Genomic DNA, 23390 nt, shown 5'->3' with positions numbered 1-23390 from the left:
TGTTTAACGTTCCCGGCGACTACCTCAATGCTTTGGCTGGTTCCTTCTTTTTCTCGGGGAAGACCACGGAAGCCAGGATGCTGATAGCCAATATGCCGAGTATCACATAAAGCGAGTACACTGTCTGGAAACCTACAGATTCGAGGTATACATGCGCCAGCATTTTTGCACCGATAAACACCAGCAGTACGCCCAGCCCATATTTCAGGAAGCGGAAAAGGCCCATGATGTTGCTCAGGAAGAAGAACATGGAGCGCAGCCCCATGATGGCAAAAATGTTGGAGAAGAAAACAACGTAAGGATCTTTCGTCACCGAAAATACGGCTGGAACGGAGTCCACCGCAAAAATCAGATCGGTAAATTCGACGATCAGTACCACCACGAAAAGCGGTGTGAGCATCCATTTACCATTACGTTTTACCGCAAAATGTTCCCGCACATACCTCGGGAACACGGGTAAGTATTTGGAAGCAAACTTGACAACCGGATGTTTGGCAGGATCAATTTTCTCTTCCTCGCCTCCTTCAAAGAATATTTTCCCTCCCTGATACACCAGCAGCAGGCCAAATATGTAAACGATCCAGTCGAAACGCTGAATGAGCGCGGAGCCTACGAAAATGAAAACAAAGCGCATGATAATGGCCCCCAGCACGCCCCAGAAAAGTACTTTTTTATAGTAAATAGGCCGTACCCCGAAAGACGAGAAGATCAGGATAATGACAAAAATATTATCAACAGATAGCGCATATTCAAGCAGGTAGCCGGTAATAAATTCCAGCGACATATTTTTCCGGTATACACCCAGACTTCCTTCGAAGTCATTGGGTATGAGCTTCAAATGAGGCGCATACTTATCCTTGATCTGTTCCAGATGCGCATAGTTATCAACCCCGTGCACAAGGTCACCATGCGTTTTGATCACAAAATAAAACACGATCGCCAGCGCAACCCAGGCGGTAGTCCAGGCAGCTGCTTCTCCAAACTTGACGACGTGATCCTTTTTATTAAAGACGCCCAAGTCCAGGAGCAGCATAATGCTGATGACCAAAATAAACCCTGCAAAAAAGATGAATTCGCTGGAAAACATGAATGACTATCCTATAAGGTGAGTATAAAAACGGGACTACAAATTCCATGCTCGGAAACCGGCCCGGATGGTACTGCAAACCGTGGTAAACAAAGGTAAGGAAAATATAAAGTGCGGAAATGAAATGGTAGAAGCGGTTTTTGGGCGGGATTGACATACCTTGATTTCCAATTTCTTACCAAAAAATTAAGTTTTTTTCTCAAATATTTTCAGCAAAAACTTGCGTCAGATAGGGTGCCTTTATACATTTGCACCACCATAAACCAAACGGTTATGCGAAAGTAGCTCAGCTGGTAGAGCGCGACCTTGCCAAGGTCGAGGTCGCGGGTTCGAACCCCGTCTTTCGCTCAGAGGACAGAAGCACCGGCAACGGTGCTTTTTTCTCTTAAAGGCCTTCCGAATTTCCGGCCAGGCCGGGATGGTGGAACTGGTAGACACGCAGGACTTAAAATCCTGTGGGCCGAAACGCCCGTACGGGTTCGATTCCCGTTCCCGGTACCACTTTCAGCAATTAGTGAAAGCAGCTTTTACAGGCTGCTTTTTTCTTTGGCGCAGGCGTACTGCCCGCCTCCGGTATTACATCATACATCAGAGCCTTCCTTTACCCGATTTTTTTATAAATTGATTTTCAAATGCATGTGACAGGTACCTCCGCAAGCGCCGGAAATATGCATGGGGACAAAATGCCTGACGCTATAAACGCTTGAAAAAATACCTTCTGCTGACTCTTCTCCTTTACCTGGCCTGCCGTGCCAGCGCCCAGGTGCCCGTGGGTGACAGTACTACGATCCTGATCGGGAATGTAACGGTTGAAGGGAATCACCGCACCCGCACCAGCATTATCCTGCGGGAAATGGCGATCAAAGCCGGCGACACGCTCACCAGCGCTGCCTTGCCGGAAAACCTGGAAGTTGATCGCCGCAAGATCATCAATACCAATCTTTTTGTTACTGTAGACCTGCTGACGCAGCCCAATGCCGATTCCTCCCGGACCGATATCCGGGTGGTGGTTAAGGAGCGCTGGTATTTCATCATGCTGCCCGTGTTCCAGCTGGCCGACCGGAATTTCAATGAATGGTGGTATGACCGCAAACGTGACCTTTCGCGCACCATTTATGGTGTGTACCTGAGCTACGGCAATGTATCCGGCCGGGCCGATAAGCTCCGGTTTATTGCCGAATTCGGCTTTATACCCAAGTTTGAAGTAGCCTACACCCTGCCTTACCTGGACAAAGCACAAAAAACAGGGATTACCATTGGTACATCCTATTCGGTAAACAAGACGACAGCTTTCCGGACCTGGAACGACAAGCTGGATTACCTGTCGAGCGAGGCCATCAACCGCAATCGGTTTTATACCTATGTCAGCATCACGCGCAGGAACAAATACTATACTTTCCACACCGCAGACCTTCGGTGGAGCTACACGGGTATTTCCGATACGATTGCAACATTAAACCCCAATTACCTGCGTGACAGCCGCAGAAGCCAGCGCTATTTCCAGCTTACGTATTCCTTCAGTTACGACAAGCGCGACAATTTCCAGTATGCACTCCAAGGGCAAAGCCTGGGATTACAGGTATCAAAAATGGGTCTTTTGCCCACAGACGATGTGGACATGCTGTACTTTTACGGGTCTTACCGGAAATACCTGAAACTATCCGGAAGGTGGTATATGAATACAGGACTGCGTGGCCGGATTTCTTTTCCCGCCCGCCAGCCTTATCTGCAGACGGTCGGACTGGGTTACCGCAATGACCTGGTGCGTGGCTATGAGCTGTATGTCGTGGACGGTCAGCGCTATGTACTGACCAAAAACGAAATCAAGTACAAGCTGTTTTCATTCCAGAAACAGCTTTCATTTATTCCTGTAAAACAATTCAATACGATCCCGCTGGCTGCATACCTTAATTTTTTTGCAGATGCAGGTTATGTGAAAAACCATTATCCCGAGCTGAGCAATACAAAACTGGGTAATTCCATGCTCTATGGAGGCGGCACAGGACTGGACGTCGTCACCTTCTATAATATTCTTGCAAGATTTAACCTGAGTCTTAATGGAAAAGGGGAACGCAGGTTCTTTTTTAACATTGTGCGGGAATTCTGACCTGACTATGGCGGAGACAAAATATAGCTAAATTGCGCCCCAGCGCGCCGTTTGATCCGGCCGGCATAAGATTTTAACATTGACAACAACTACATGATTGAAATTTTTACGCACATGAATTACCTGAAAATGGCCCTCCCTGCCGCACTTGCCGGCATGATGATAGCCGGTTGCAATACCCAGACAAAAGAAGAAACCGAACAAACTGCGACGGACTCCGCAGTGGTGCAAACGCCTGCTCCTTCAACCCTGAACAGCAACCAGTCAGAGCTACTGCAGACCATCCTCGGGCCCCGTGAGGAAGGTGATGGTACAGCGGTACTGCGCGGTATTGCTTTTGGTGATCCTGTAAGCAAGGTGAAAAAGACTGAGCAATTTGAGCTGTTTGAGGACAGTACCAGTCACGTGGGCTTCACCTCTGAGACTGCCCAGCTCGAAACCATTGATGTGCAGTATCATCTTGACAACCAGAAAAAAGTGTCGAAAATTACGGTAGATGTGTACCTGAACAGCGCTGATGCCACAAAACAACTCTGGGAGGCCGGGAAAAGCTACTTTACTGAGAAAGGAAAGCTCTTGAAGAACGAACCCAAAAAAGTAAGCTGGACCAATAAAAATGCCAGAATCATGATGGAAGATGTATCTGAAGGAAAGGATTATGGTCTGAAATTCCAGTTTACACCCGCCAACAAAACCGAACTTGCCGCTAATTAATCTTATGAAAAAACAACTCGCGTTTCTCTTCACACTTTTCCTGCTTTGCTCTGCTGTCTCTTTCGGACAGAAAAAATCAAAGAAAGACGACCTGGTTACCATTGAAACCAATATGGGCACCATGCGCGTGATTTTGTTTGATGAAGCCCCCAAGCACAAAGCTAATTTTCTGAAACTCACCAAAGACAAGTTCTACAATGACCTGCTTTTTCACCGGGTGATTGAAGACTTTATGATTCAGGGCGGAGACCCGAACTCGCGTAATGCCAAGCCCGACGATATGCTGGGAAAAGGCGATAACGGATACAAAATCCCCGCAGAGTTTAATGCAAAGCTATTTCACCAAAAAGGTGCACTTGCCGCCGCCCGGGACAACAATCCTGCCAAAGAATCCAGCGGATGCCAGTTTTATATTGTAGAAGGCCGTACGTGGAGCAAAACCGACTTGGATAAGCAGGCTGCCCGCGCTGCTCGTAAATTAACCGATGAACAGAAGAAAGTTTACGAAACTGTAGGCGGCACCCCGCACCTCGACGGCTCGTATACTGTGTTCGGTCAGGTGGTAGACGGTATTGATGTGATTGACAAAATAGCATCTGTCTCCAAAGACGAGCGTGACCGCCCTGAGAAGGATGTATCTATGAAAGTGTCTGTCAAAAGCATGAAGAAAAAGAAAATTACCAGAAAATACGGCTGGAAATACGAAGCCTGAGCATTTTGAAAAAGCAAAAGATTCTGATTACGGGCTCCAATGGTTTGCTGGGCCAGAAACTCGTGCAGCTGCTCGCCGCAGATCCGGAAGTGGAAACCATTGCCACAGCATCAGGAACCAACCGCCTTCCTTTTCAGGAAAATTACCAGTTTATGGAAATGGATATTACCGATCCGTTCCGGGTAGAGGAAGTAATCGGGCATGTGCGTCCGGATGTTGTAATCCACGGGGCCGCAATGACGAACGTCGATCAGTGTGAACTGGAAAAAGAGGCCTGCTGGAAAGCCAATGTAAAAGGTACCGAGCACATAGTCCATGCATGTGGCAGGTACGGCGCATTTCTGCTGCATGTGTCCACAGACTTTATTTTTGACGGAAGTGCCGGACCTTATGCAGAGACGGACGAACCCAATCCTGTAAATTTTTATGGATGGAGCAAGCTGGCTGCCGAGAAGGCTGTCATGCATGCAGGCATTTCATGGGCAATTGCGCGCACGGTGCTCGTGTATGGGGTTGCACATGATATGAGCAGGAGCAACATTATTCTTTGGGTTAAAAAATCGCTGGAAGCGCGTAAACCGATCCAGGTAGTTACGGACCAGCTGCGCACGCCTACCCTGGCCGAAGACCTGGCCATCGGTTGCCAGCTCATTGCACGTGGGAAAGCAGAAGGCATATTTCATATTTCAGGAAAAGACTTCCTGACCCCATATGAAATGGCAATAATGACCGCAGACTATTTCAATCTCGATAAATCGCTGATTTCGCCTACCGATGCAGGCGCCTTTACGCAGCCTGCCCGGCGCCCGCCCAGGACGGGTTTCGAGCTGACCAGGTCGCGGGAGGTACTGGGGTACGAGCCACGCACATTCCGGGAGGGAATTGCATTGCTCGCTACCCAGTTAAATTCCTGACTCAATCAGCTTAGTACAGCTTTTGGTAATACTCACGCGCCATACGGTCGGAGTTGAATGCTTCATGTACATCGTTCATGCTGTTCAGCACCATTTGCATCCACTTGCTGCGGTCGTAGTAGTAGGTCGGAATTACGGATGTTTCCAGCTTTTCAAGCAGGTTATCACAGTCCTGCTTGTTGATATCCTCCCCTTTGGCCACGGGCAGTATAAATGAATTTTCACTATCCTTTGCAAATTCGCAGATCCAGCCGTCGAACGTAGACAGGTTCAGGGAAGCATTCATGGCGGCTGTCATTCCGCTGGTACCGGAGGCTTCGCGGGTTACAATCGGATTATTGAGCCAAACATCGGAACCATCTTTAAGCAACTTTGAAAGCGCAAGCTCATAGCCTGTCAGTACGGCCATATTAGGAAAATAGTGGCTGAGGTAGTATAAATGATTGAAAGTACCTACTGCGCCTTCATCTTTCGGGTAAGGCTTACCGGCCCAGATCACCTGCACCGGACGGTCTTTGTCGTTCATCAGCCGGGTAAACCGTTCTATATCCCACACCAGCATGTCCGGGCGCTTGTAAGCTGCAAACCGGCGAGCCCATACAATGGTCAGTACATCCGGATCAAACAGCTTTCCGCATTGGTCAGCCACTGTCTTGAAAAGCAATGTTTTAAGCTCCCGCTTGCGGGCGACAATTGCATCCGTATTCTTTTCGACTCTTGCCTGTTCGAGCTGCTTGTCAGTCCAGTAGGTATTATTTTGTGCATTGGTAATATGACCTATTTCCGCAATATCAGCATGGGCCTTCCACATATTCCGCGATACTTCGCCATGCAGGCGCGACACTCCATTAGCCTTACGGCTTAGCCTGAGTGCAGCCAGGGTATGGTTAAAAATATCATCTTTCATCCCGCTGATCTTTCGTATGGTATCCAGGTTCAATCCGGAGAAAAACCCAAGCTTTTGCAGGAAAGTAACCTCATGCTTTTCATTACCGGCTTCTTCCGGGGTATGTGTTGTAAAAACAACCCTTTTGCGGACTTCAGGTACACTTTTGTATTTTTTAAAAAGATAAAAAGCCGCTGAAACTGCATGGGCTTCATTGAAATGGTATACTTCCGGCTCGTACTCCAGTACTTCGAGCAACTTGGCTCCGCCTATACCCAGCACCATGCATTGGGCAACTTTCAAGGCAGCATCTGCATCGTATAAATGGTAGCTGATACTGCGGGTTTCTTCGTCATTTCCATCCGTATCTGTGGTGAGCAGGAACAGTGGCGCCGACTGGAAAATGTCGGGTGCCAGGTAATAGGCTGCCACCCACACGTCTTTTTCCAGTACCCTGATCTGAAAACGGATTTTAGTATCGGTCAGATAGGAATACATTTTCTCCCTGAACTCAGGACGCATACTGCCGTCGGTATCACGTTCCTGGTCGTAGTAACCCTGCTTCCAGAGCATACCGATCCCAATCAGATTTTGTTTTAATGCATAAACGCTGCGCATGTGCGACCCTGCCAGAAAGCCCAGGCCGCCCGAATAGATCTTTAACGCCTGATCGACGGCGAATTCCATGGAGAAGTAAGCAACTGATTTCTTAAACTGAGGATCCGGACTGAACGGATGTTGGTATGGGAGCGAAAATGTAGCTGGTAACATTCAGGAGTTTTTTAGTGAGATAACTTACCGAAGGTCTAAAAATTATGCCATCAAAACGCAAGAAGCCCGGACGGACTTTATCCGGCCGGGCAGTCAACGATGAGTAAAACAATGCGGATCAGTTTCCGAACAATCTGGCCCAAAAACCTTTTGCCTTCGTTTTTGTTTGTTCCAGCTTCTCAGAGGCACTTTCTCTAAGTTCTCCGATCTCCCCGGATGCCTTTGCTTTCAGCTCGGCAGCTTTGGCCTGGGCTTCTGCAAGTTTTTCAGCTGCTATTTCTTTTACGTCTTCAAAAGCTTCTGCTGCATCCTCACGCAGGTCTTCAAACTGCTCAGTGGCAGCTTCTTTCAGGTCGGCATACTTGTCAGCAGCCGCATCTTTAAAGTCCTCGAATTTGTCTGCTGCGGTTTCCCTGGCATCTTCAATCCGGTTTGCGGCTTTTTCCGTCAGTCCGGCACCGGCTGCCTGCGCCTTCCCGCTTTGTGCCGCTACCGTGTCGCCCGCCTCCGATGCTTTTTCCACAATCCTGTCCTTGATTCCGGCAGCCTCCGCTTTCAGGTCCCCGGCAGCTTTGGTAGCGTCTTCTTTAAATGCTTCCGCTTTATCGGCTACATGGGCCTTTACTTCTTTTGTTTTTTCCTCCGCGGCCGCAGCAGCTCCGGAAACGTCGGCTTTCACAGCTGCTGCTTTATCAGCAACTGTATCCTTTATATCCTCTGTTTTTTCTTCTAAAGTAGCGGATACGGCAACTGCTTCTTCCTTTGTTTCAGCTGTTTTTTCTTCTATCAAATCTCTGGTATCAGCTGCCTTGTCCTCCAAGGCAGCCTGTATGTCCGATACCTTCTCAGTGGTTTCGGCTTTTACTTCCTCAACTTTGTCTTCTGCAGCATACAATGCATGGTCCTTCACCTCTGATGCCTCTTCCACAATCTCGTCCTTTGCATTTGCAGCGGTTACTTTCAGCTCCTCTGTTTTACTTTCCAGTGATGCTTCTGCATTTTCTGGTACGGGTTTGTCGTTTTCGGCCATTTGAAATTCCGGTTTAAAGGTGAAACAATGCAAGCAGGTTGATTTCGAAAGCTACAAAGGAGTTGGCACGGTTGCAAGCGTGATTGGTCTATTTACACTACTCTAACCTCCTTACCATCAAATTTTTAACCAATTCATAAAAAGGTTCCGGCTGCATAGTGCGCCAATTGTTGAGATGCAGTGTACCGCCGAAGTTGATGTAGTAGTCGAGCCTGAATTTTTTCCATTGCTCTTCCACATGCTCCCGAAAATTTACGGCTGCAATCCAGCCGTCTTCGATGTCGTCAAACCACTCGGCATAGTAGTCGTCCTCGCCCCCGTGAAAGTCAAGCAGGTTTTCGCCCAGCAGTATGAATTTGTTGATTCCCTGCTCTACAAGCGGATCTATCACCTGGCGTTTCAGGAACATGATATCATTGTGCAGCGCATCGTTCCATTCCCCGAAAAGCTCGATAATGGTGAACTGCCGGCTGTAATCCACAAAGAGGATCTTTACATACAAGGTTTCCGAGCCGATTTCGTCCCAGAGCGGGTGTATATAGTACCCGTAAATGGCATTTTCGTAGTAGTCGAGGTTGTACGTCCTTCCAAAAAACGGGGAGCGTTCATCGTGACTGGCCACGTAGTGCTTTTCCCAGTTATAATATGGCTCTATTTCCTGCATATCGCCCAGATGTTGATGGTAGAAGTAAAAAAAGAAAGGTCTGAACAGTTGCCAGAACCGTCCAGACCTTTTAAAATATTATACCGGAACCGGCTTACAGTTCGCGGATCCAGATATTGCGGAAGCTGGTTGTATTGTTGTGGTCCTGCAGCTTGATCGGTCCTTTACCATGCGGCTCGATCGTCGGCTGACCAACGTAGGGCGTAGTACCCTGGATCATCGTGTGATTTTGTACCAAAACACCATTGTGGATCACCGTAATGTACGGCGGGATGAGCATCTGGCCATCTTTATTGAAATGCGGCGCTGTGTAAACAACATCGTAAGTCTGCCACTCACCCGGGCCTACGGCAGCATTCACCAGCGGCATGGTCTGCTTGTAGATCGAGCCGGCCTGACCATTGGAGTAAGTAGGGTTATTGTAGCTGTCAAGTACCTGCAGTTCGTACACTCCCTGCATGAAAATACCGCTGTTACCACGTCCCTGGCCATTACCGTCCACTTTGGCAGGCGTACGCCATTCAATATGCAGCTGGTAGTCACCAAAAGTCTGCTTCGTCTGAATATCACCTGATTTCGGAGCTACGGTGAGGATACCATCCGCCACAGTCCAGGGCGCTGTCGCCTTGCCGTCTTTGCCGGAAACCCATGCATCCAGGTTTTTACCATCAAACAAAACGATTGCATCAGAAGGGGCCGTAAAACCCGATGCCGCAGTAGAGCTTTTACCAGGCGTTACAACACGAGGTACAGGGCTCCACAGTTCGCTGGACTCCGGTGTTTGCTTTGCGGGCTGCAACTGTGCATGTGCTGCAAATGCGCTAGCCAGGCTTAACGCGGTAAAAATTAACTTTTTCATTTGAAATGTTACTGTTTAAGTCTAGTAATGCATTGATATAATATCAAAATACAACAATAAGGAAAAAGCATTAACTAATACGATTCTCACCTAAACAAATGCAATTTTCACAAATCTTATAACGTAATTTGCACCGCCTTCACCCAGAAGGTGCTGGTTCATAATCTCAAACAGACCAAGTTTCTGCAAGTATGTTTAAATTCAACAGTTCTTTGTTACAACTCGCTTGTGGCATTGCTGCTATGCTTGTGCATACAGCTTACGCTCAGCAGCCTATCCCTCTGAACGATCTCAGTGCGTTTACAACCAAGTCCGACAACTGGAAGATCGTCGGCAGTGCCTCCGCCGACATCGGCAAGGAAAATGCCCTCACCACAACACCCGGCAAAGGTGTGCTGGCCTGCATCCATGAAAAGGGAAAGTACGGCAACCAGTACGAGCTGATCTCGAACTTCAAGCATGGTGACCTGGATATCGAGCTGGACTTTATGCTGGCCAAAGGTTCCAACTCGGGAATCTACCTTCAGGGAAACTATGAAGTACAGCTTTTTGACAGCTGGGGTAAAAAATCAGCCAAGTACAATGACTGTGGCGGTATTTACGAGCGCTGGAACGATGCCAAGCCGGAAGGTGAAAAAGGGTATGAAGGCTATGCACCACGCTATAATGTGGCTAAAGCGCCTGGTTTGTGGCAGCATATCAAAATTTCCTACCAGGCTCCGCGCTTCGACGCGGCCGGAAAGAAGGTATCCAATGCCGTGTTCCTTTCTGTGGTGCTCAATGGTATGACCATACACGAAAATGTGGAAGTAAGCGGCCCTACCCGCGGCTCACTTACCGCAGAGGATGTAGCCATGGGCCCGATCCGCATACAGGGTGATCACGGTTCGCTGGCGATCAAAAACATAATGATCAACAACTTTGACAAGCAGCCTGGTACATTGTCCGATCTGACTTACAAGACGTATTACGGTGCACTTTCGGAAACAGAAGATCTCTCCAAGCTGACTCCCGCAGAGAGCGGCAAGGCTGACCAGCTGAGCTGGGAAATCCTGAAAGACAACAACAACTATTCTTACGTATATACCGGTCATTACAATACGGTAACCCCGGGTAAGTACAATTTCCGCATGCAGGCTTCAGGCAATTCCTACCTGAAAATAGACGGCAAGTACATTATCCAGCCTGAATGGAAAAGCAATACTGATTTCAGGGAAGCATCCGCTGAGCTGAAACCCGGCGACCATACCATTGAGGTTTTCAACAATAAAAAAGACGGATGGATGCGCCCTGTACTGGGTTTGTGGATCGATGGTCCGGGTTTCAGGGAAGTTGCATACCATACCAAAAGCTCGGCTATGGCAGGTGGTTCCACGGATCCTATTCTGATCACCGCTAATAACAATACGATTACCCGCAGCTTTATGGATTTCCGTAAAGGTGAAAAAGCAAAACGCACGCGCGTGGTACACGCAGTATCCGTAGGAAGTCCCACAAACCTGCACTATACCTACGATCTGGACAAAGGAACGATCCTTCAGGTATGGCGGGGTGAATTCCTCGATGCGACACCTATGTGGCACGACCGTGGCGACGGCTCATCCCGTCCCCGTGGCAGCGTTACCCTGCTTGGCGATGATATGTTCCTGGGCAAATCAGGCAGCAAAGCCAAATGGGCAACCGACACTACCGGCAGCGGCTACCGTCCCAAAGGGTATGTAGTGGACGATGCAGATGTTCCTACTTTCCAGTACCAAGCTTTCGGCTCTAATATCACTGACTATATATCGGTGGTGAATAACCAGTACTTTGAACGCATTGTGCGGGTCAACAATCCGGTGAAAGACCTGGTGGCACGCCTCGCTGATGGCGACAAGATCGAGAAAGTGGCAGACGGCCTGTACGCCATCGATGACAAGTCATACTACATCCAGCTGTCCGACAAAAACGTGAAACCCGAAATCAGAAGCACCAATGGTTTGCAGGAACTGCTGGTACCTGTGAGCAACGGCGAAGTGAAGTATTCTATCCTGTTCTGATTTTAATCTCTTTTGTATAAAATGAAAAAATTTGCCCGAATAGCATTGGCTTTCCTGGCGGCTGTATCTTCCCTCAAAGCTCAGGAATCGCCAAAAGAAGAAGATTTTTATAAAATCATTACCCCGCCCATTCCCGAAGGTATCATCCTGGAAGTAGGTGGACTGACTACCCTGCCCAATGGGTCACTCGGCATTTCGACGCGCCGGGGTGAAATATGGCTCGTGGACAATCCTACCAGCCGCACGCCGTACTTCCGCAAGTTTGCGAGCGGCCTGCACGAAATCCTGGGTCTGGCCTATAAAGATGGTGCATTGTACTGTGCACAGCGCGGCGAGCTCACCAAGCTGGTTGACAAAAACGGCGATGGTAAAGCCGATGTTTATGAAACGGTATATGCATGGCCACTGTCCGGTCACTATCACGAGTACTCCTTCGGCCCTAAGCTGGCGCCGGATGGCAGCTTTTTTGTGAGCGGAAACGTTGCATTTGGTGATGAAGAATGGTGGAGAGGCGAAAGCCGGGTACCCGGCCGTGGCTGGATTTTCCACATCACCAATGATGGCAAGTATGAGCCCTATGCAACCGGGGTACGCTCCCCAGCCGGTATCAGCATGCTGAACGGCGAGCTGTTTTATACTGACAACCAGGGCGACTGGATGGGAACCGGTGCTATTTTCCAGGTGAAAAAAGGAGGCTTCATGGGCCACCCTGCGGGATTGCGCTGGGCCGGACTGCCAAATTCTCCTGTAAAACTTACCGAAAAACAATTCTTTGCCGAGCGTGACAATCGTCAGGAAAAAGATGCAAACGGACGTGCGATCAAGCCTGAAAATACCAGGAATGAGGAGCCTCAGTTTCTTTACCAGCTGAAACAGAAATATGACATGGTACAGCTGCCGGCAGTATGGCTGCCCTACGGTGTACATGGTGTATCTACTTCCGAGCTGATCCTGGATGAAACAAAAGGCGGTTTTGGTCCTTTTACCGGACAGGTTTTTGTGGGTGACCAGGGACAAAGCAATATCATGCGGATTGTACTTGAAAAAGTAAAAGGTGAATACCAGGGCGCCAGTATCGGATTCCGCAGCGGATTCCAGTCGGGTGTGCTGAGAATGGCCTTTGATAAAGACGGCTCTATGTTTGTAGGTGAAACCAACCGTGGCTGGGGCTCGGCAGGAGATGCCAACCAGGGCTTACAGAGACTGGTATGGAATGGCAAAATGCCGTTTGAAATGTATACCGTAAAGGCTCAGCCGGATGGTTTTGAGATCGAATTCACAATGCCTGTTGACCGCAAGTCGGCAGAAGACCTGGATTCCTACAAAGTAAGCAGCTACCTGTACAAGCACTATCCCGTGTACGGCAGCCCGCAGATCAACATGCAGGATGTGAAGATCACCGGTGTAAAAGTATCTGACGACAACAAAAAGGTACGTATCGTACTTGATGGAATGCGCCAGTACTATGTACATAAAATTCAGCTGGAAGGCGTGCGCTCAGCTACCAACAGCTGGTCGCTGGTACATACCGATGCTTACTATACGCTGAACAATATCCCTGATGGCGAAAAGCTGAAAGTATCGGAGCTGAAAACCACCCGCTCAGGCAATGCAGCTGTGGGCGCCGCTTCCACAGGCTCTACTGCCGCACCTGAAAAGGAGCACGTATCCCCTGACGGAAAAGGCAAGCCTGCTGCCGGCAAGGCGGTAGCTTCCAAAACCCCTACCTGGGCGGAAGTAAAACCACTTCTGGAAAAAAATACCTGCCTGGCCTGCCATGCCGCTGAGAAGAAGGTAGTAGGTCCGTCTTACACGGATGTTGCCAAAAGGAAGTATACCAACGAGAAAATCGTAGAGCTGATATACGCTCCCAAGCCTGAAAACTGGCCTGATTATGCAACGCCGATGCCTCCTATGCCGCAGGTTTCAAAAGGTGATGCTGAAAAGATCGCAGCCTGGATCAACTCGCTGGCTAAGTAAGCACTCCCTAGTTTTCATACCTGAAAAAACAAGGCCGCCCTCTAAGAAAGGGCGGCTTTTTCGTTTAGGTTCAGCCCGTTATACTCTGGAAAATGCTGTATATTCACATTAATAATCCAGCCGCCCGGCAAGGATCGGCACACACCAGCGTTATTTGCTTTTACCATATTGCTCGTTCCCTATGTCATCTTTACGCGACCCGTTCTTCTTCAAGTCAGTAAAGGGTAAAATTATTCTTGGCTTTGTCATTGCATGCATTGCACTGGGAGCGTCCTGGGTGATCAGTAACCTGGCATTCAAAAATATGCTTACCCAGCTGGAAGTGATTGGCACACCCAATGAAAAGCTCCGGCTGGTCAACAACATCTTCAAGAACATTCTTCAGCTTGACCAGCTTCAGAATACGCGCTCGATCAAGGGTGATGAGATCAAGGAGGAGGTACTGCGCCAGTCGGCGCGCCTGGCAGCAACGCTTGATACCCTCAGCCAGCTCAGTGTTGAGGATCCCGTGCAGATCATCAGGCTGGATTCAATGAAAAAGATCCTGGTACTGCGGGAGCGGATTTATGACAGCTATGTAAGAGAGCGTTCCAAGCTGGTGAGCAATAAGGACCTTTCCGACGAGGTCAAGAACATTTCGGGCCTGATTACCACCACCAAGGGCAAGCCTGACAGTACGATTGTCAAAACCGAAAAACGGACGACCACGACCACCGTATATACCGAAACGCAGGATACTACATCCCAGCAAAAAGCAGCAGTACAGAAGAAAGGGTTTTTCGGGCGGGTATTTGGTTCAAAGAAAAACAAAAAGATACCTGTGGAGCCGGCCAAGGTCATTCAGAAGCAGGAAGTGAATGTGCAGGTGGATACGATTAAGGTAGTGAAGGAAGACAGTACCATTGAAAAAGTGGAAGAGGCTGTCAGCGCTATTGAAAAATCGCAGAAGATACGCACAACGAGCTTTGTAGACCGTGAACAGGAGCTTGCCGATGCCGGCAACACGCTGGTGCGCCAGCTGCTCCGGGTTATGCAGGAGGTAGAGGGCGACGTACTTGCGCAGTACAACCTCGAAAGCGGGCAATCCAAGTCGCTGGTAACTTCCACAGTAGACAACCTAGAATGGGTCATGCTGGGTTTCTTCTTGCTTACCGGCATGCTGGCTTACCTGATTTTTATGGACATCACCCGGAGCAATGGGTACCGGCGCGAGCTCGTGGAGGCCAAAGAGGAGGCCGAATTTCACAGCATGGCCAAGCAGCGTTTTTTGTCCAACATGAGCCACGAAATCCGTACGCCGCTGCAATCTATTATCGGGTACACCGAAGCACTCCTCAAAGATCCCAAACCCAAACGGCAGGACCTGGAAACGTTGCATTCGGCCTCTGAGCATTTGCTTTATCTGGTGAATGAAGTGCTTGATTACAGCCGCATTATTTCTGATCGCTTCACCTTCGAGGAGCGCACGTTTGCAGTTTCACCCATGCTCAACGAGGTAATCAAAATGCTGACTCCGACGGCTTCGGCCAAAGGATTGAGACTGATCTTTGAAAACAAACTGCCCGCCGGACTTTACCTCAAGGGCGACCCCTTCCGCATCCGGCAGATTCTGTACAACTTGCTCACCAATGCCATTAAGTTTACAGAAAATGGTGAAGTTTCCCTCAAAGTGACGGGCGTCGAAACAAAAAGTACCATGATCATCGAGTACCAGATTGCCGATACCGGTATCGGATTGTCGGAAGATCAGGTACAGAAGGTGTTTAACCAGTTTGAACAGGCCGATCCTTCCATTTCACGCCGCTATGGCGGTACTGGCTTGGGACTCAGTATTGTAAAAGCATTGGTGGAAGGTATGCAGGGCAACATCCGGGTGAAGAGCATACCCGATGAGGGCACGACTTTTTTCGTCAGCACGAGCATGAAAAAAGCGGACAAAACTGAAATGGAAACTCCTGAGGCTCCGGAACGTAGCTATCACATCGCCGGCAAGGTATGGCTGGTAGACGACGACGCATTTATCCTCAAATGGTGCTCGTCGGTACTGGACCTGAACGGTGTGCCGCATACTGCGTTTTCTTCGGCAGAGGAAGTACTGAACCGTCCGTGGGATCCGAATGTCAAATTTGTACTCACCGACCTCCGCATGTCAGGAATGAATGGAGCTGAGCTCGTAAAACGCCTGCGCAAGTCCGCAGCTGAGGATGTAAAGTTTTATGTACTCACCGCCCAGGCTTTGCCCGAAGAGCGTGAAAACTTGCTTAAAATGGGCTTTGACGGTTTCCTGATGAAGCCTTTCCATTCCAGGGAATTGCTCGAACTGCTCGAACTCGCATCCGATGGGCAGGTTATTAATCCCTATACTGATCTCGACTTTACAGCCTTGAACGAGATGACATTTGGTGATGATAACCTCATGCGCGAAATTTTGGAAGAGTTTGTAAAAGACTGCCGTATAGACATCATTGCACTTAACGAAAGCCTAGAAAACAATGAACTTACCAGGGTACAGGAACTGATGCACCGCATGGCAGGCCGCACAGGACAAATCGGGGCCCGGCAGCTTTCTGCGGATTTCAGGTCAAATGAAATTGCATTGAGAAACAATCCCGGCACAGTGTCCACAGAGGATATGAAGCAACTTGTGCAGTTTGCCAACGAAGTAATCGAGCAGGTAGGCGAACGTGCCCTGGCCTACTCGATGTGATACTTTTCAATTTTATAGTAGAGTGTTTTGCGGTCGATGTTGAGCAACTTGGCCGCTTTGCTTTTATTGTAACGAACCTCCTGCAGTACTTTCTCGATCATTTCCTTTTCATGCGTTTCCTGCAACGCTTTCAGGTCGGAGCCGGAGGGTTTCTGCTGCTCTTCCATCACGGTGATCATCTCGGCAGGTAATGCATGAATGGTCGCTACCTCTTCCTTGGACAGCAATACCAGCCTTTTGATGACATTATTCAGTTCGCGCAGGTTGCCGGGCCAGTCGTAGCGGTTAAAAATTTCCAGTACTTCTCTGGAAAGCTCTTTCACATTACGGTCAAGCTCTTCATTGGCTTTGTTTACAAAATGCTGGATAAATATGCTGAGATCCTCTCCTCGCCTGCGCAAAGGCGGAACTTCTATTTTGAACTCATTGAGGCGGTGATAAAGGTCTTCACGAAAATCGCCATTCGCCGAGCTTGTAATCAGATCTTCGTTGGTGGCCGCAATAAGGCGTACATCCACTTTCACCTGCTGGGTGCTTCCGATAGGCACGATAATGCGCTCCTGCAATGCACGCAGCAATTTGATCTGCACATCATAGCCCAGGTTACCAATTTCGTCCAGGAAAAGCGTACCTCCGTCTGCCGCTTCAAATTGGCCGATCTTATCCTGCAATGCACCTGTAAATGCCCCTTTTTTATGCCCGAACAATTCACTGGCAGCCAGCTCTTTGGATAATGAACCGCAGTCGATTGCTACGAAAGGACCATTGGCGCGCTTGCTGAGGCGGTGAATGGACTTGGCTACATGTTCCTTCCCGGTACCGCTTTCACCCTGAATGATCACGGACATATCCGTGGGGGCCACCAGCCGCACATATTCATAAAGCTGCTTGGAAAGCTTGCTTTTACCTTCGATATATTCAAGATTCTGACTCTTGTCGGATTTGGAGCCTGTCTTGCTTTTGGGCGATGCCTTTGTATCCGCATCGTGCTGCTCACTGCTTTTATTCAATGCTTCCCGCAGTACCATCAGCAGTTCTTCAGGATTGACGGGCTTTGTAATGTAGTCGAATGCACCTGTTTGCATGGCACTCACCGCAGTCCGGATATCGTGAAAGCTTGTCATGATAAAAGCAGCCGTACGATTGCCTTCACTCCGCAGGGTTTTCAGAAAGTCCAGCGAATTGCCGTCGGGCAGGCGGTAGTCGAGCATGAGTACTTCAAAAGGCCCATCGGTGTCATTTTTTGCCAATACTTCCCTCGCTTCCCGGATGCTTGAACACGCTTTTACCTGATGACCATGTTTGCCCAGAAAATTGGTGAGCAATTTTGAAAATGTATTATCGTCTTCTACAAGCAGCAGGTTAGCCATGGGGTTTTCAATCTTTGCGGAAACAGAAAAAGTTTACGTACACTTAAACGTAAAATTATAAAAACAAACGCCAAAAAGCCGGAGATTTCTCCGGCTTTTCATATAACTGCCTTAAAACCTGGGTTGAAGCACCCTAATCCACTTTTTTGCCGAATTTGTCGATATTGGCGGTCATAGACTCCTCCCCTTTCTTCAGGTTTATTTCAAAATACTGAGAATTGTCCTCCCTGGTAATCAGGAATGCGCTGGTTACCTGCCAGCCCGCGTAGGCGTCGCTGGTGAGTGTCGACTTTACAGCTTCGGGCAGATCGTCGGGGCGGACTGCCACCTTATCCTGCATAATGCATGGCAGGGAATTGGGAGAGGTACCCGCATACAGGCTGGCCTGAAAGCCTGTGAGTCCCAGCATGAGGGCCAGTATTGTTTTCTTGATCATGTTCGTAGTAGTTGGCGATATCGGCAATTATACCATAATAATGCCACAGACCAAGATAATTCGTAATAAACTGACGTACAAGCTTTGTAAGCGGAAGCGCAACTTCACTGGCAAAATGATGTTACGGGAGTCCTACAAAGTGTTGAAATAAACGACAGCATTCAATGGAATAATCCAAAAAGAGCAGCCGGACAAACACAATTAAATTTGCAAAATTTTGCCGGCTGATGAACATCATCCCGAAAACCTGTATATATTTGATGTAGAAATATATCTTAATGTATTTATAGAAGTAATGCTATAAATTACGGTATACTTTCAGTCACTATACACGCAAAGAATTGGAAATAACATACCCTTTACTCAACGTTATTTAAAAAAAATCGATTAGTCTGAAAAGCATTTAGAGCCTGAAATGGGCTCTTTTTGCGTTTAAATAGCATTTGTCCACTTTCTTGATTTCCTTTTTTTCACATTCGTTTGATCTGAAGTAATTCAAAGGGCGTAGATCTGTCAACTTACCACCCAAAGGTGGAAAATTCACTTACTAACCTTTGTCTGCATTATGAACAAACTTAAAACCAAGGGAAACAATCCCGGCCATGATGAAGAAAAAAATACAACCGTGAACCGCCGGTTGTTCCTGCGCTCGGCAGGTCTGGCCACTTCCATGGGTACCATCATCCTGAGCGCATGTAACGACGACGATCCGGATCCGATGATCCCTGGTACCGGCGACACGGTAGACCTGGGTTCAGGAGATATAGGCGTGCTGAACTATGCCTATGCGCTGGAACAACTTGAAGCGGCATTTTACACACAGGTAATTGCAACTCCTTATGCAGGAATGACTGATGCTGAAAAGACTATTCTGACGGACATCCGCGATCACGAGATTATCCACCGTGACTTTTTCAAAACTGCATTGGGCAGCAAAGCGATTAAAGGCCTTACCCCCAACTTCTCAACCATTGATTTCACCAAGAGAGATGCCGTGCTGGGTGCCGCCAAGCTTTTTGAAGATACCGGCGTAGCAGCTTACAATGGTGCAGGCAGGCTGATCAAGGATACAGGTTACCTCCTGCTGGCAGGTAAGATCGTATCTGTGGAAGCGAGGCATGCAGCTGTGATCCGCGACCTGATCAATCCAAAATCAGCTGATTTTGCGGGTGACGATGTGGTAAATGCTGACGGGTTTGACAAAGCCGTACCGCCTGCAGACATTCTGGCTGCTGTAAAAGCGTATGTGAAAGACAGCGTTACCGGCGCTAACGTAGGCAAATAATTTCAACATTAACCTGATCGAAACAATGGATATTTTCAAAATCATAGATGAGTTTCAAAAAATCGACGGCGATGCAGCCGGTCGTCTGGAACATGCTTCACGCCGCTTTTTCATGAACCGTGTAAGCCGGAAGCTTGCCGCCGCAGCAGTACCCGTTGCATTTGCCACGATTGTCAACAAAGCATATGCCCAGTCGGCGAAGGCTATAGATGTACTCAACTATGCCCTCACGCTGGAATACCTGGAAGACGAATTTTACAAAGCAGGAAATGCAGCCGCAAACCTGATTCCGGCTTCCGATAAAGCGATTTTTACCCAGATCGGAAAACACGAAACTGCCCACGTGGCATTTCTGGTAAAAGCATTGGGCGCCAAAGCAATTGCCAAGCCTTCATTTGATTTTACCTACAAAGGAAATTTCGGAACCGTATTTACAGATTATAAAACATTCGTAACTGTATCCAGCGCATTGGAAGATACCGGTGTACGGGCCTATAAAGGTCAGGCTGGCGAGCTGATTGCCGATCCGCAGATCCTTGAATACGCATTGCAGGTCCACTCTGTGGAAGCACGCCACGCAGCAGTTGCACGCAGGCTTGCCGCAACTGTAACCGGTAATGCTGCAATGAAAGGCTGGATTACGCTTAACCAGGGTGCAGTAGCTCCTATTTATGCAGGAGAACAAAATACAACCCAGGGTGGCGTAGACATCAAGGGCCTTGCATCCAAGTCCGATGCAGCCGTTACCGAAGCATTTGACGAACCGCTTACCATGGAACAGGTTCTCGCCATAGCAGGTCCGTTTATAAAAGCATAGCAGTAAATCCCCTCTGTCAGAAGTTCACTAAGTGGTTGACGCTCAACGTTACTACTATCAAAACACACTATTTTGGTCCCGAAGGCTGCCCGGAAAGGCAGCCTTCTTTGTTTAATTACATGCCAAAAGCGCATCGCAGTAGCAAAGAGTAAGCAGTTGTTTATGTATTTTTGATCATTGTTCAAACCTATTCCTGCCCGATATGCATTCCGGATCCGACCGAAGGGATTTTCTAAAAAAGAGTAGTCTGATTGCCCTTGCAGCTGCATGGGGCAGCCATATCGTTTATGCAGACCATATGCCCGCAGACTATACGCCGCTGCTCTTTGATGAGGCAGATGCATTGAGAGGTAAGCATGCGGGAATGATCGTGCAGGGTGACAAGCCCTGGAATGTGGAGGCACCCGTCCACCTGTTCGATGACAAGGTAACCCCTCTCGAAAAGATGTTTATCCGGAACAACGGACTGGTACCGGAAAAGGTGGATGTGGCAAACTGGAAAATTACCATCGACGGTGAGTCTGTCAAAGAACCTAAAACCTACTCCCTGGAAGAACTGAAAAGTAAATTCAGGCAACATACTTACCAGCTGGTACTTGAATGCGGCGGAAACGGCCGCTCCGGCTACCAGCCCCAGACATCGGGGAACCAGTGGGGACAGGGCGCGGTGCATTGCGCACAATGGACCGGCGTAAGGCTGAAAGACATTCTGAATGATGTAGGTATTAAAAATGATGCGGTGTACATCGGCTATCACGGTGCCGACCTTCACCTGAGCCGCGATCCGAAAAAAGAAGCTATTTCAAGAGGAGTACCCATTGCCAAAGCGATGGAAGACGAGACACTGCTTGCCTGGCAGCTCAATGGAAAAGATCTTCCTGAATTTCACGGCTACCCGCTGCGGCTCGTGATTGGTGGCTGGCCGGCATCAGTTTCGGGCAAATGGATCAAGGGCATCAGTGTCCGTAACAAGGTTCACGATGGTGCGAAAATGGAAGGGCACAGCTACCGGATTCCCAAAAACCCGATCGCTCCGGGCGAGGATATTCCGCAAACGGAGGAATACTTCAGGATCATTGAATCAATGCCGGTGAAGTCACTGATCACCTATCCGAAAACCGGTGCCATCATCAGCTCGGGAGCGGAACTTGCCTTGCGTGGTCATGCCTGGGCAGGTGACCGTGCTGTGAAGAAAGTAGAGGTATCTACCGACTTTGGTACAACCTGGAAGCCATGCAGGCTGGAAGCTCCTACCAACCGGCTTGCCTGGCAGCATTGGAACGCAAAGGTTAATTTTCCGGTAAAAGGATATTACGAAGTATGGGTCCGCGCGACGGACGACCACGGTAATGCACAGCCTATGGTAATTCCGTCCTGGAATCCGGGAGGGTATCTCAACAACGCCTGCGAGCGGATTGCAGTTAAAGTAGGATGACAAAAATGAAGATAAACGTTCTTAAGACTGTATTTGTACTGCTGGCTGGTGTTATGCTTGCTGCGTACACACGCCCGGCCACGCAGCCGCCGGACCATACGTACATGCGCATGGATACGACAAAAAAAGATACAGAAACCGGCCTGGTTATGGATCAGAGCCTGTACCTGGTCAAAGCACAATGTACCCAATGCCACTCTTCCAAGCTCATCGTACAAAACAGGTTTACGCGTGATGGCTGGAAACAAAAAATCCGCTGGATGCAGGCCAATCATAACCTCTGGGATTTGGGTGAAACCGAAAAGCCTGTCCTTGATTACCTCGAAAAGCATTATGGACCTACAACTGCACATGCACGCCGGGCTCCACTAAAAGATATTAAATGGTACAAACTGGAATCTGTCCAGCCTCAGTAAACTCATCGCATGACGTCCCGATTTTCTTATTTCAATAAAGCGTTCTTTTTTCTTTTCGCATTTACAGTTTTAGCATTTACCTCCTTTGCGCAAACTTCCCCGAAAGTATCTATACCGGTATTTAAAGGAGATATTTTACCAAACCCGCTCAAAGCCGAGGTCATCGGTATACAGGATGGGGACACGATTGAGCTCAAACTCATTTTTAATGGCCGCAAGGCCGGGCACCGTACCGGCAAACCCCTCAGGATCCGTTTTCAGCATATCAATACGCCGGAGCGCGGCAGGCCTTACTACAAGGTAGCCAAGGAGTTCACATCGGCAAAGTGCTTCCGTAAAGTAGTGCGGATCCGGCATCAGGGTGAGTTTGATAAATATGGGCGCCTGATCGGGGAGATCATTCTCGCTGACGGTACCAACCTGAACAAGCAGCTCGTTAAGAACGGACTTGCGGTGCATTTCAAGAAGTACTCGTCCGATGCGGAATATGCACGGATTGAACGTGAAGCACAAAAGCAGAAACTTGCGATTTGGAGCTTGCCAGGCGCTGGGTCAGCCCGGTTTTAATTGCTAATCACAAGATTTTACAATGGGAAATCAGGCTGCGTTTTATCAGCTTATTTACGGAAACGAAATGTTGTTCAGGGTGGCCGGCGAAACACCGCAGCAACCCGCACCGCGGAAGGAACCGGATACGCAGCCTGCGCCCGAAGTGCCGGTGAAAACCATTGCTCCGCCTGAGCCTGTGCAGCCGGTCATTCTGTTTCCTGAGCTCAGGCATAAGGTGCTGGTAATGGTGGATGAGCCGGCTCACGCCGAACTGCTGCCGGAAGAGGCTGCATTGCTGGACAATGTATTGAAAGCTGTAGGTTACTCCAATGCCACGGCTGACTTATTGAATTACAAGTTCCTGCCCGGGCACGATGCCCGTGCCGTACTTTCCGGCAGGACAACCAACTACTTCATTACCTTCGGGGTACCACTGATCCGGCTGCATATTGATCTGATGCTGGTGCCCTACACTCCGAAGCTGGTGGAAGGTATCTGGTTCCTGCTGGCCGATCCGCTGGTAGTGGTGGGAGCAGACAAGAATCTGAAGAAAAAACTTTGGCAGGCGCTCCAACTGATGTTCAAACCCAGCTAAAAATCAGTAGGTTACCT

Annotated in this window: 20 protein-coding genes and 2 tRNA genes; 15 read left to right on the top strand and 7 right to left on the bottom strand. The window is 48.7% G+C overall.

Annotated features, from left to right (window positions below; all coding sequences use genetic code 11):
- Positions 1 to 19 precede the first annotated feature (19 nt).
- Entirely contained in the window at positions 20 to 1087 is a 1068-nt protein-coding gene (locus HWI92_RS21950; RefSeq protein WP_204659291.1) for a TerC/Alx family metal homeostasis membrane protein, read from the bottom strand.
- A 275-nt stretch (positions 1088 to 1362) separates the two neighbouring features.
- Between HWI92_RS21950 and HWI92_RS21945 the strand changes: the two genes are divergently transcribed.
- From HWI92_RS21945 to HWI92_RS21920, 6 genes are all read left to right on the top strand, one after another.
- Positions 1363 to 1435: transfer RNA gene (locus HWI92_RS21945), tRNA-Gly, on the top strand.
- Between the two features lie 64 nt (positions 1436 to 1499).
- A tRNA-Leu gene (locus tag HWI92_RS21940) sits at positions 1500 to 1588 on the top strand.
- Positions 1589 to 1790: 202 nt separating this feature from the next.
- The gene (locus HWI92_RS21935) at positions 1791 to 3194 is read left to right on the top strand and encodes a BamA/TamA family outer membrane protein (protein ID WP_229248464.1); all 1404 of its coding nucleotides are present in this window, start codon (positions 1791 to 1793) and stop codon (positions 3192 to 3194) included.
- Between the two features lie 93 nt (positions 3195 to 3287).
- On the top strand, positions 3288 to 3908 hold the full coding sequence (locus tag HWI92_RS21930) for a hypothetical protein (RefSeq protein WP_229248456.1): 621 nt from the start codon (positions 3288 to 3290) through the stop codon (positions 3906 to 3908).
- Positions 3909 to 3912: 4 nt separating this feature from the next.
- Positions 3913 to 4620, top strand: coding sequence for a peptidylprolyl isomerase (locus HWI92_RS21925; protein ID WP_204659283.1), 708 nt, complete (start codon positions 3913 to 3915; stop codon positions 4618 to 4620).
- Between the two features lie 5 nt (positions 4621 to 4625).
- Positions 4626 to 5534, top strand: coding sequence for an SDR family oxidoreductase (locus HWI92_RS21920; protein ID WP_204659270.1), 909 nt, complete (start codon positions 4626 to 4628; stop codon positions 5532 to 5534).
- A gap of 10 nt (positions 5535 to 5544) precedes the next feature.
- Here HWI92_RS21920 and glgP read toward each other — a convergent pair whose 3' ends face one another.
- From glgP to HWI92_RS21900, 4 genes are all read right to left on the bottom strand, one after another.
- Entirely contained in the window at positions 5545 to 7191 is a 1647-nt protein-coding gene (gene glgP / locus HWI92_RS21915) for an alpha-glucan family phosphorylase (protein ID WP_204659268.1), read from the bottom strand.
- Positions 7192 to 7309: 118 nt separating this feature from the next.
- Complete coding sequence (locus HWI92_RS21910; protein WP_204659266.1) at positions 7310 to 8221, bottom strand: hypothetical protein; 912 nt, start codon at positions 8219 to 8221, stop codon at positions 7310 to 7312.
- A 97-nt stretch (positions 8222 to 8318) separates the two neighbouring features.
- Positions 8319 to 8885 carry a hypothetical protein gene (locus HWI92_RS21905; RefSeq protein ID WP_204659264.1) on the bottom strand — a complete coding sequence of 189 codons (567 nt, stop codon included), beginning with the start codon at positions 8883 to 8885 and terminating at the stop codon, positions 8319 to 8321.
- Positions 8886 to 8979: 94 nt separating this feature from the next.
- Positions 8980 to 9744: a 3-keto-disaccharide hydrolase gene (locus tag HWI92_RS21900; protein WP_204659262.1), complete on the bottom strand. Its 765-nt coding sequence runs from the start codon at positions 9742 to 9744 to the stop codon at positions 8980 to 8982.
- 212 nt (positions 9745 to 9956) lie between these two features.
- On the opposite strand from HWI92_RS21900, the gene HWI92_RS21895 reads away from it, so the two are divergent.
- From HWI92_RS21895 to HWI92_RS21885, 3 genes are all read left to right on the top strand, one after another.
- On the top strand, positions 9957 to 11783 hold the full coding sequence (locus HWI92_RS21895; RefSeq protein WP_229248454.1) for a 3-keto-disaccharide hydrolase: 1827 nt from the start codon (positions 9957 to 9959) through the stop codon (positions 11781 to 11783).
- 21 nt (positions 11784 to 11804) lie between these two features.
- Positions 11805 to 13763: a c-type cytochrome gene (locus HWI92_RS21890; protein WP_204659260.1), complete on the top strand. Its 1959-nt coding sequence runs from the start codon at positions 11805 to 11807 to the stop codon at positions 13761 to 13763.
- Positions 13764 to 13944: 181 nt separating this feature from the next.
- Positions 13945 to 16470 carry an ATP-binding protein gene (locus HWI92_RS21885; RefSeq protein WP_204659258.1) on the top strand — a complete coding sequence of 842 codons (2526 nt, stop codon included), beginning with the start codon at positions 13945 to 13947 and terminating at the stop codon, positions 16468 to 16470.
- Here the strand turns inward: HWI92_RS21885 and HWI92_RS21880 are convergent.
- Together HWI92_RS21880 and HWI92_RS21875 are read right to left on the bottom strand one after the other, a co-directional pair.
- Positions 16458 to 17840, bottom strand: a complete 1383-nt coding sequence (locus tag HWI92_RS21880) for a sigma-54-dependent transcriptional regulator (protein WP_204659256.1) — start codon at positions 17838 to 17840, stop codon at positions 16458 to 16460. The genes HWI92_RS21885 and HWI92_RS21880 overlap by 13 nt on opposite strands.
- A 133-nt stretch (positions 17841 to 17973) precedes the next feature.
- Positions 17974 to 18276 carry a hypothetical protein gene (locus tag HWI92_RS21875; RefSeq protein WP_204659254.1) on the bottom strand — a complete coding sequence of 101 codons (303 nt, stop codon included), beginning with the start codon at positions 18274 to 18276 and terminating at the stop codon, positions 17974 to 17976.
- 565 nt (positions 18277 to 18841) lie between these two features.
- Between HWI92_RS21875 and HWI92_RS21870 the strand changes: the two genes are divergently transcribed.
- The 6 genes from HWI92_RS21870 (at position 18842) to HWI92_RS21845 (ending at position 23373) form a co-directional block, all read left to right on the top strand.
- Entirely contained in the window at positions 18842 to 19561 is a 720-nt protein-coding gene (locus tag HWI92_RS21870) for a ferritin-like domain-containing protein (RefSeq protein WP_204659252.1), read from the top strand.
- 25 nt (positions 19562 to 19586) lie between these two features.
- Complete coding sequence (locus HWI92_RS21865; protein WP_204659250.1) at positions 19587 to 20378, top strand: ferritin-like domain-containing protein; 792 nt, start codon at positions 19587 to 19589, stop codon at positions 20376 to 20378.
- A 202-nt stretch (positions 20379 to 20580) separates the two neighbouring features.
- A complete protein-coding gene (locus HWI92_RS21860) occupies positions 20581 to 21813 on the top strand; it encodes a sulfite oxidase (RefSeq protein WP_204659248.1) in 1233 nt (410 codons plus the stop codon).
- A gap of 53 nt (positions 21814 to 21866) precedes the next feature.
- Positions 21867 to 22229: a hypothetical protein gene (locus HWI92_RS21855; protein ID WP_229249425.1), complete on the top strand. Its 363-nt coding sequence runs from the start codon at positions 21867 to 21869 to the stop codon at positions 22227 to 22229.
- A 9-nt stretch (positions 22230 to 22238) separates the two neighbouring features.
- A complete protein-coding gene (locus tag HWI92_RS21850) occupies positions 22239 to 22796 on the top strand; it encodes a thermonuclease family protein (protein ID WP_204659246.1) in 558 nt (185 codons plus the stop codon).
- 22 nt (positions 22797 to 22818) lie between these two features.
- Entirely contained in the window at positions 22819 to 23373 is a 555-nt protein-coding gene (locus tag HWI92_RS21845) for a hypothetical protein (protein WP_204659244.1), read from the top strand.
- Positions 23374 to 23390 lie beyond the last annotated feature (17 nt).

It is taken from the genome of Dyadobacter sandarakinus (assembly GCF_016894445.1).
GTDB lineage: Bacteria > Bacteroidota > Bacteroidia > Cytophagales > Spirosomataceae > Dyadobacter > Dyadobacter sandarakinus.
Note: the sequence above shows the minus strand (reverse complement) of the source record. Positions and strands in the feature narration are given on the sequence as shown.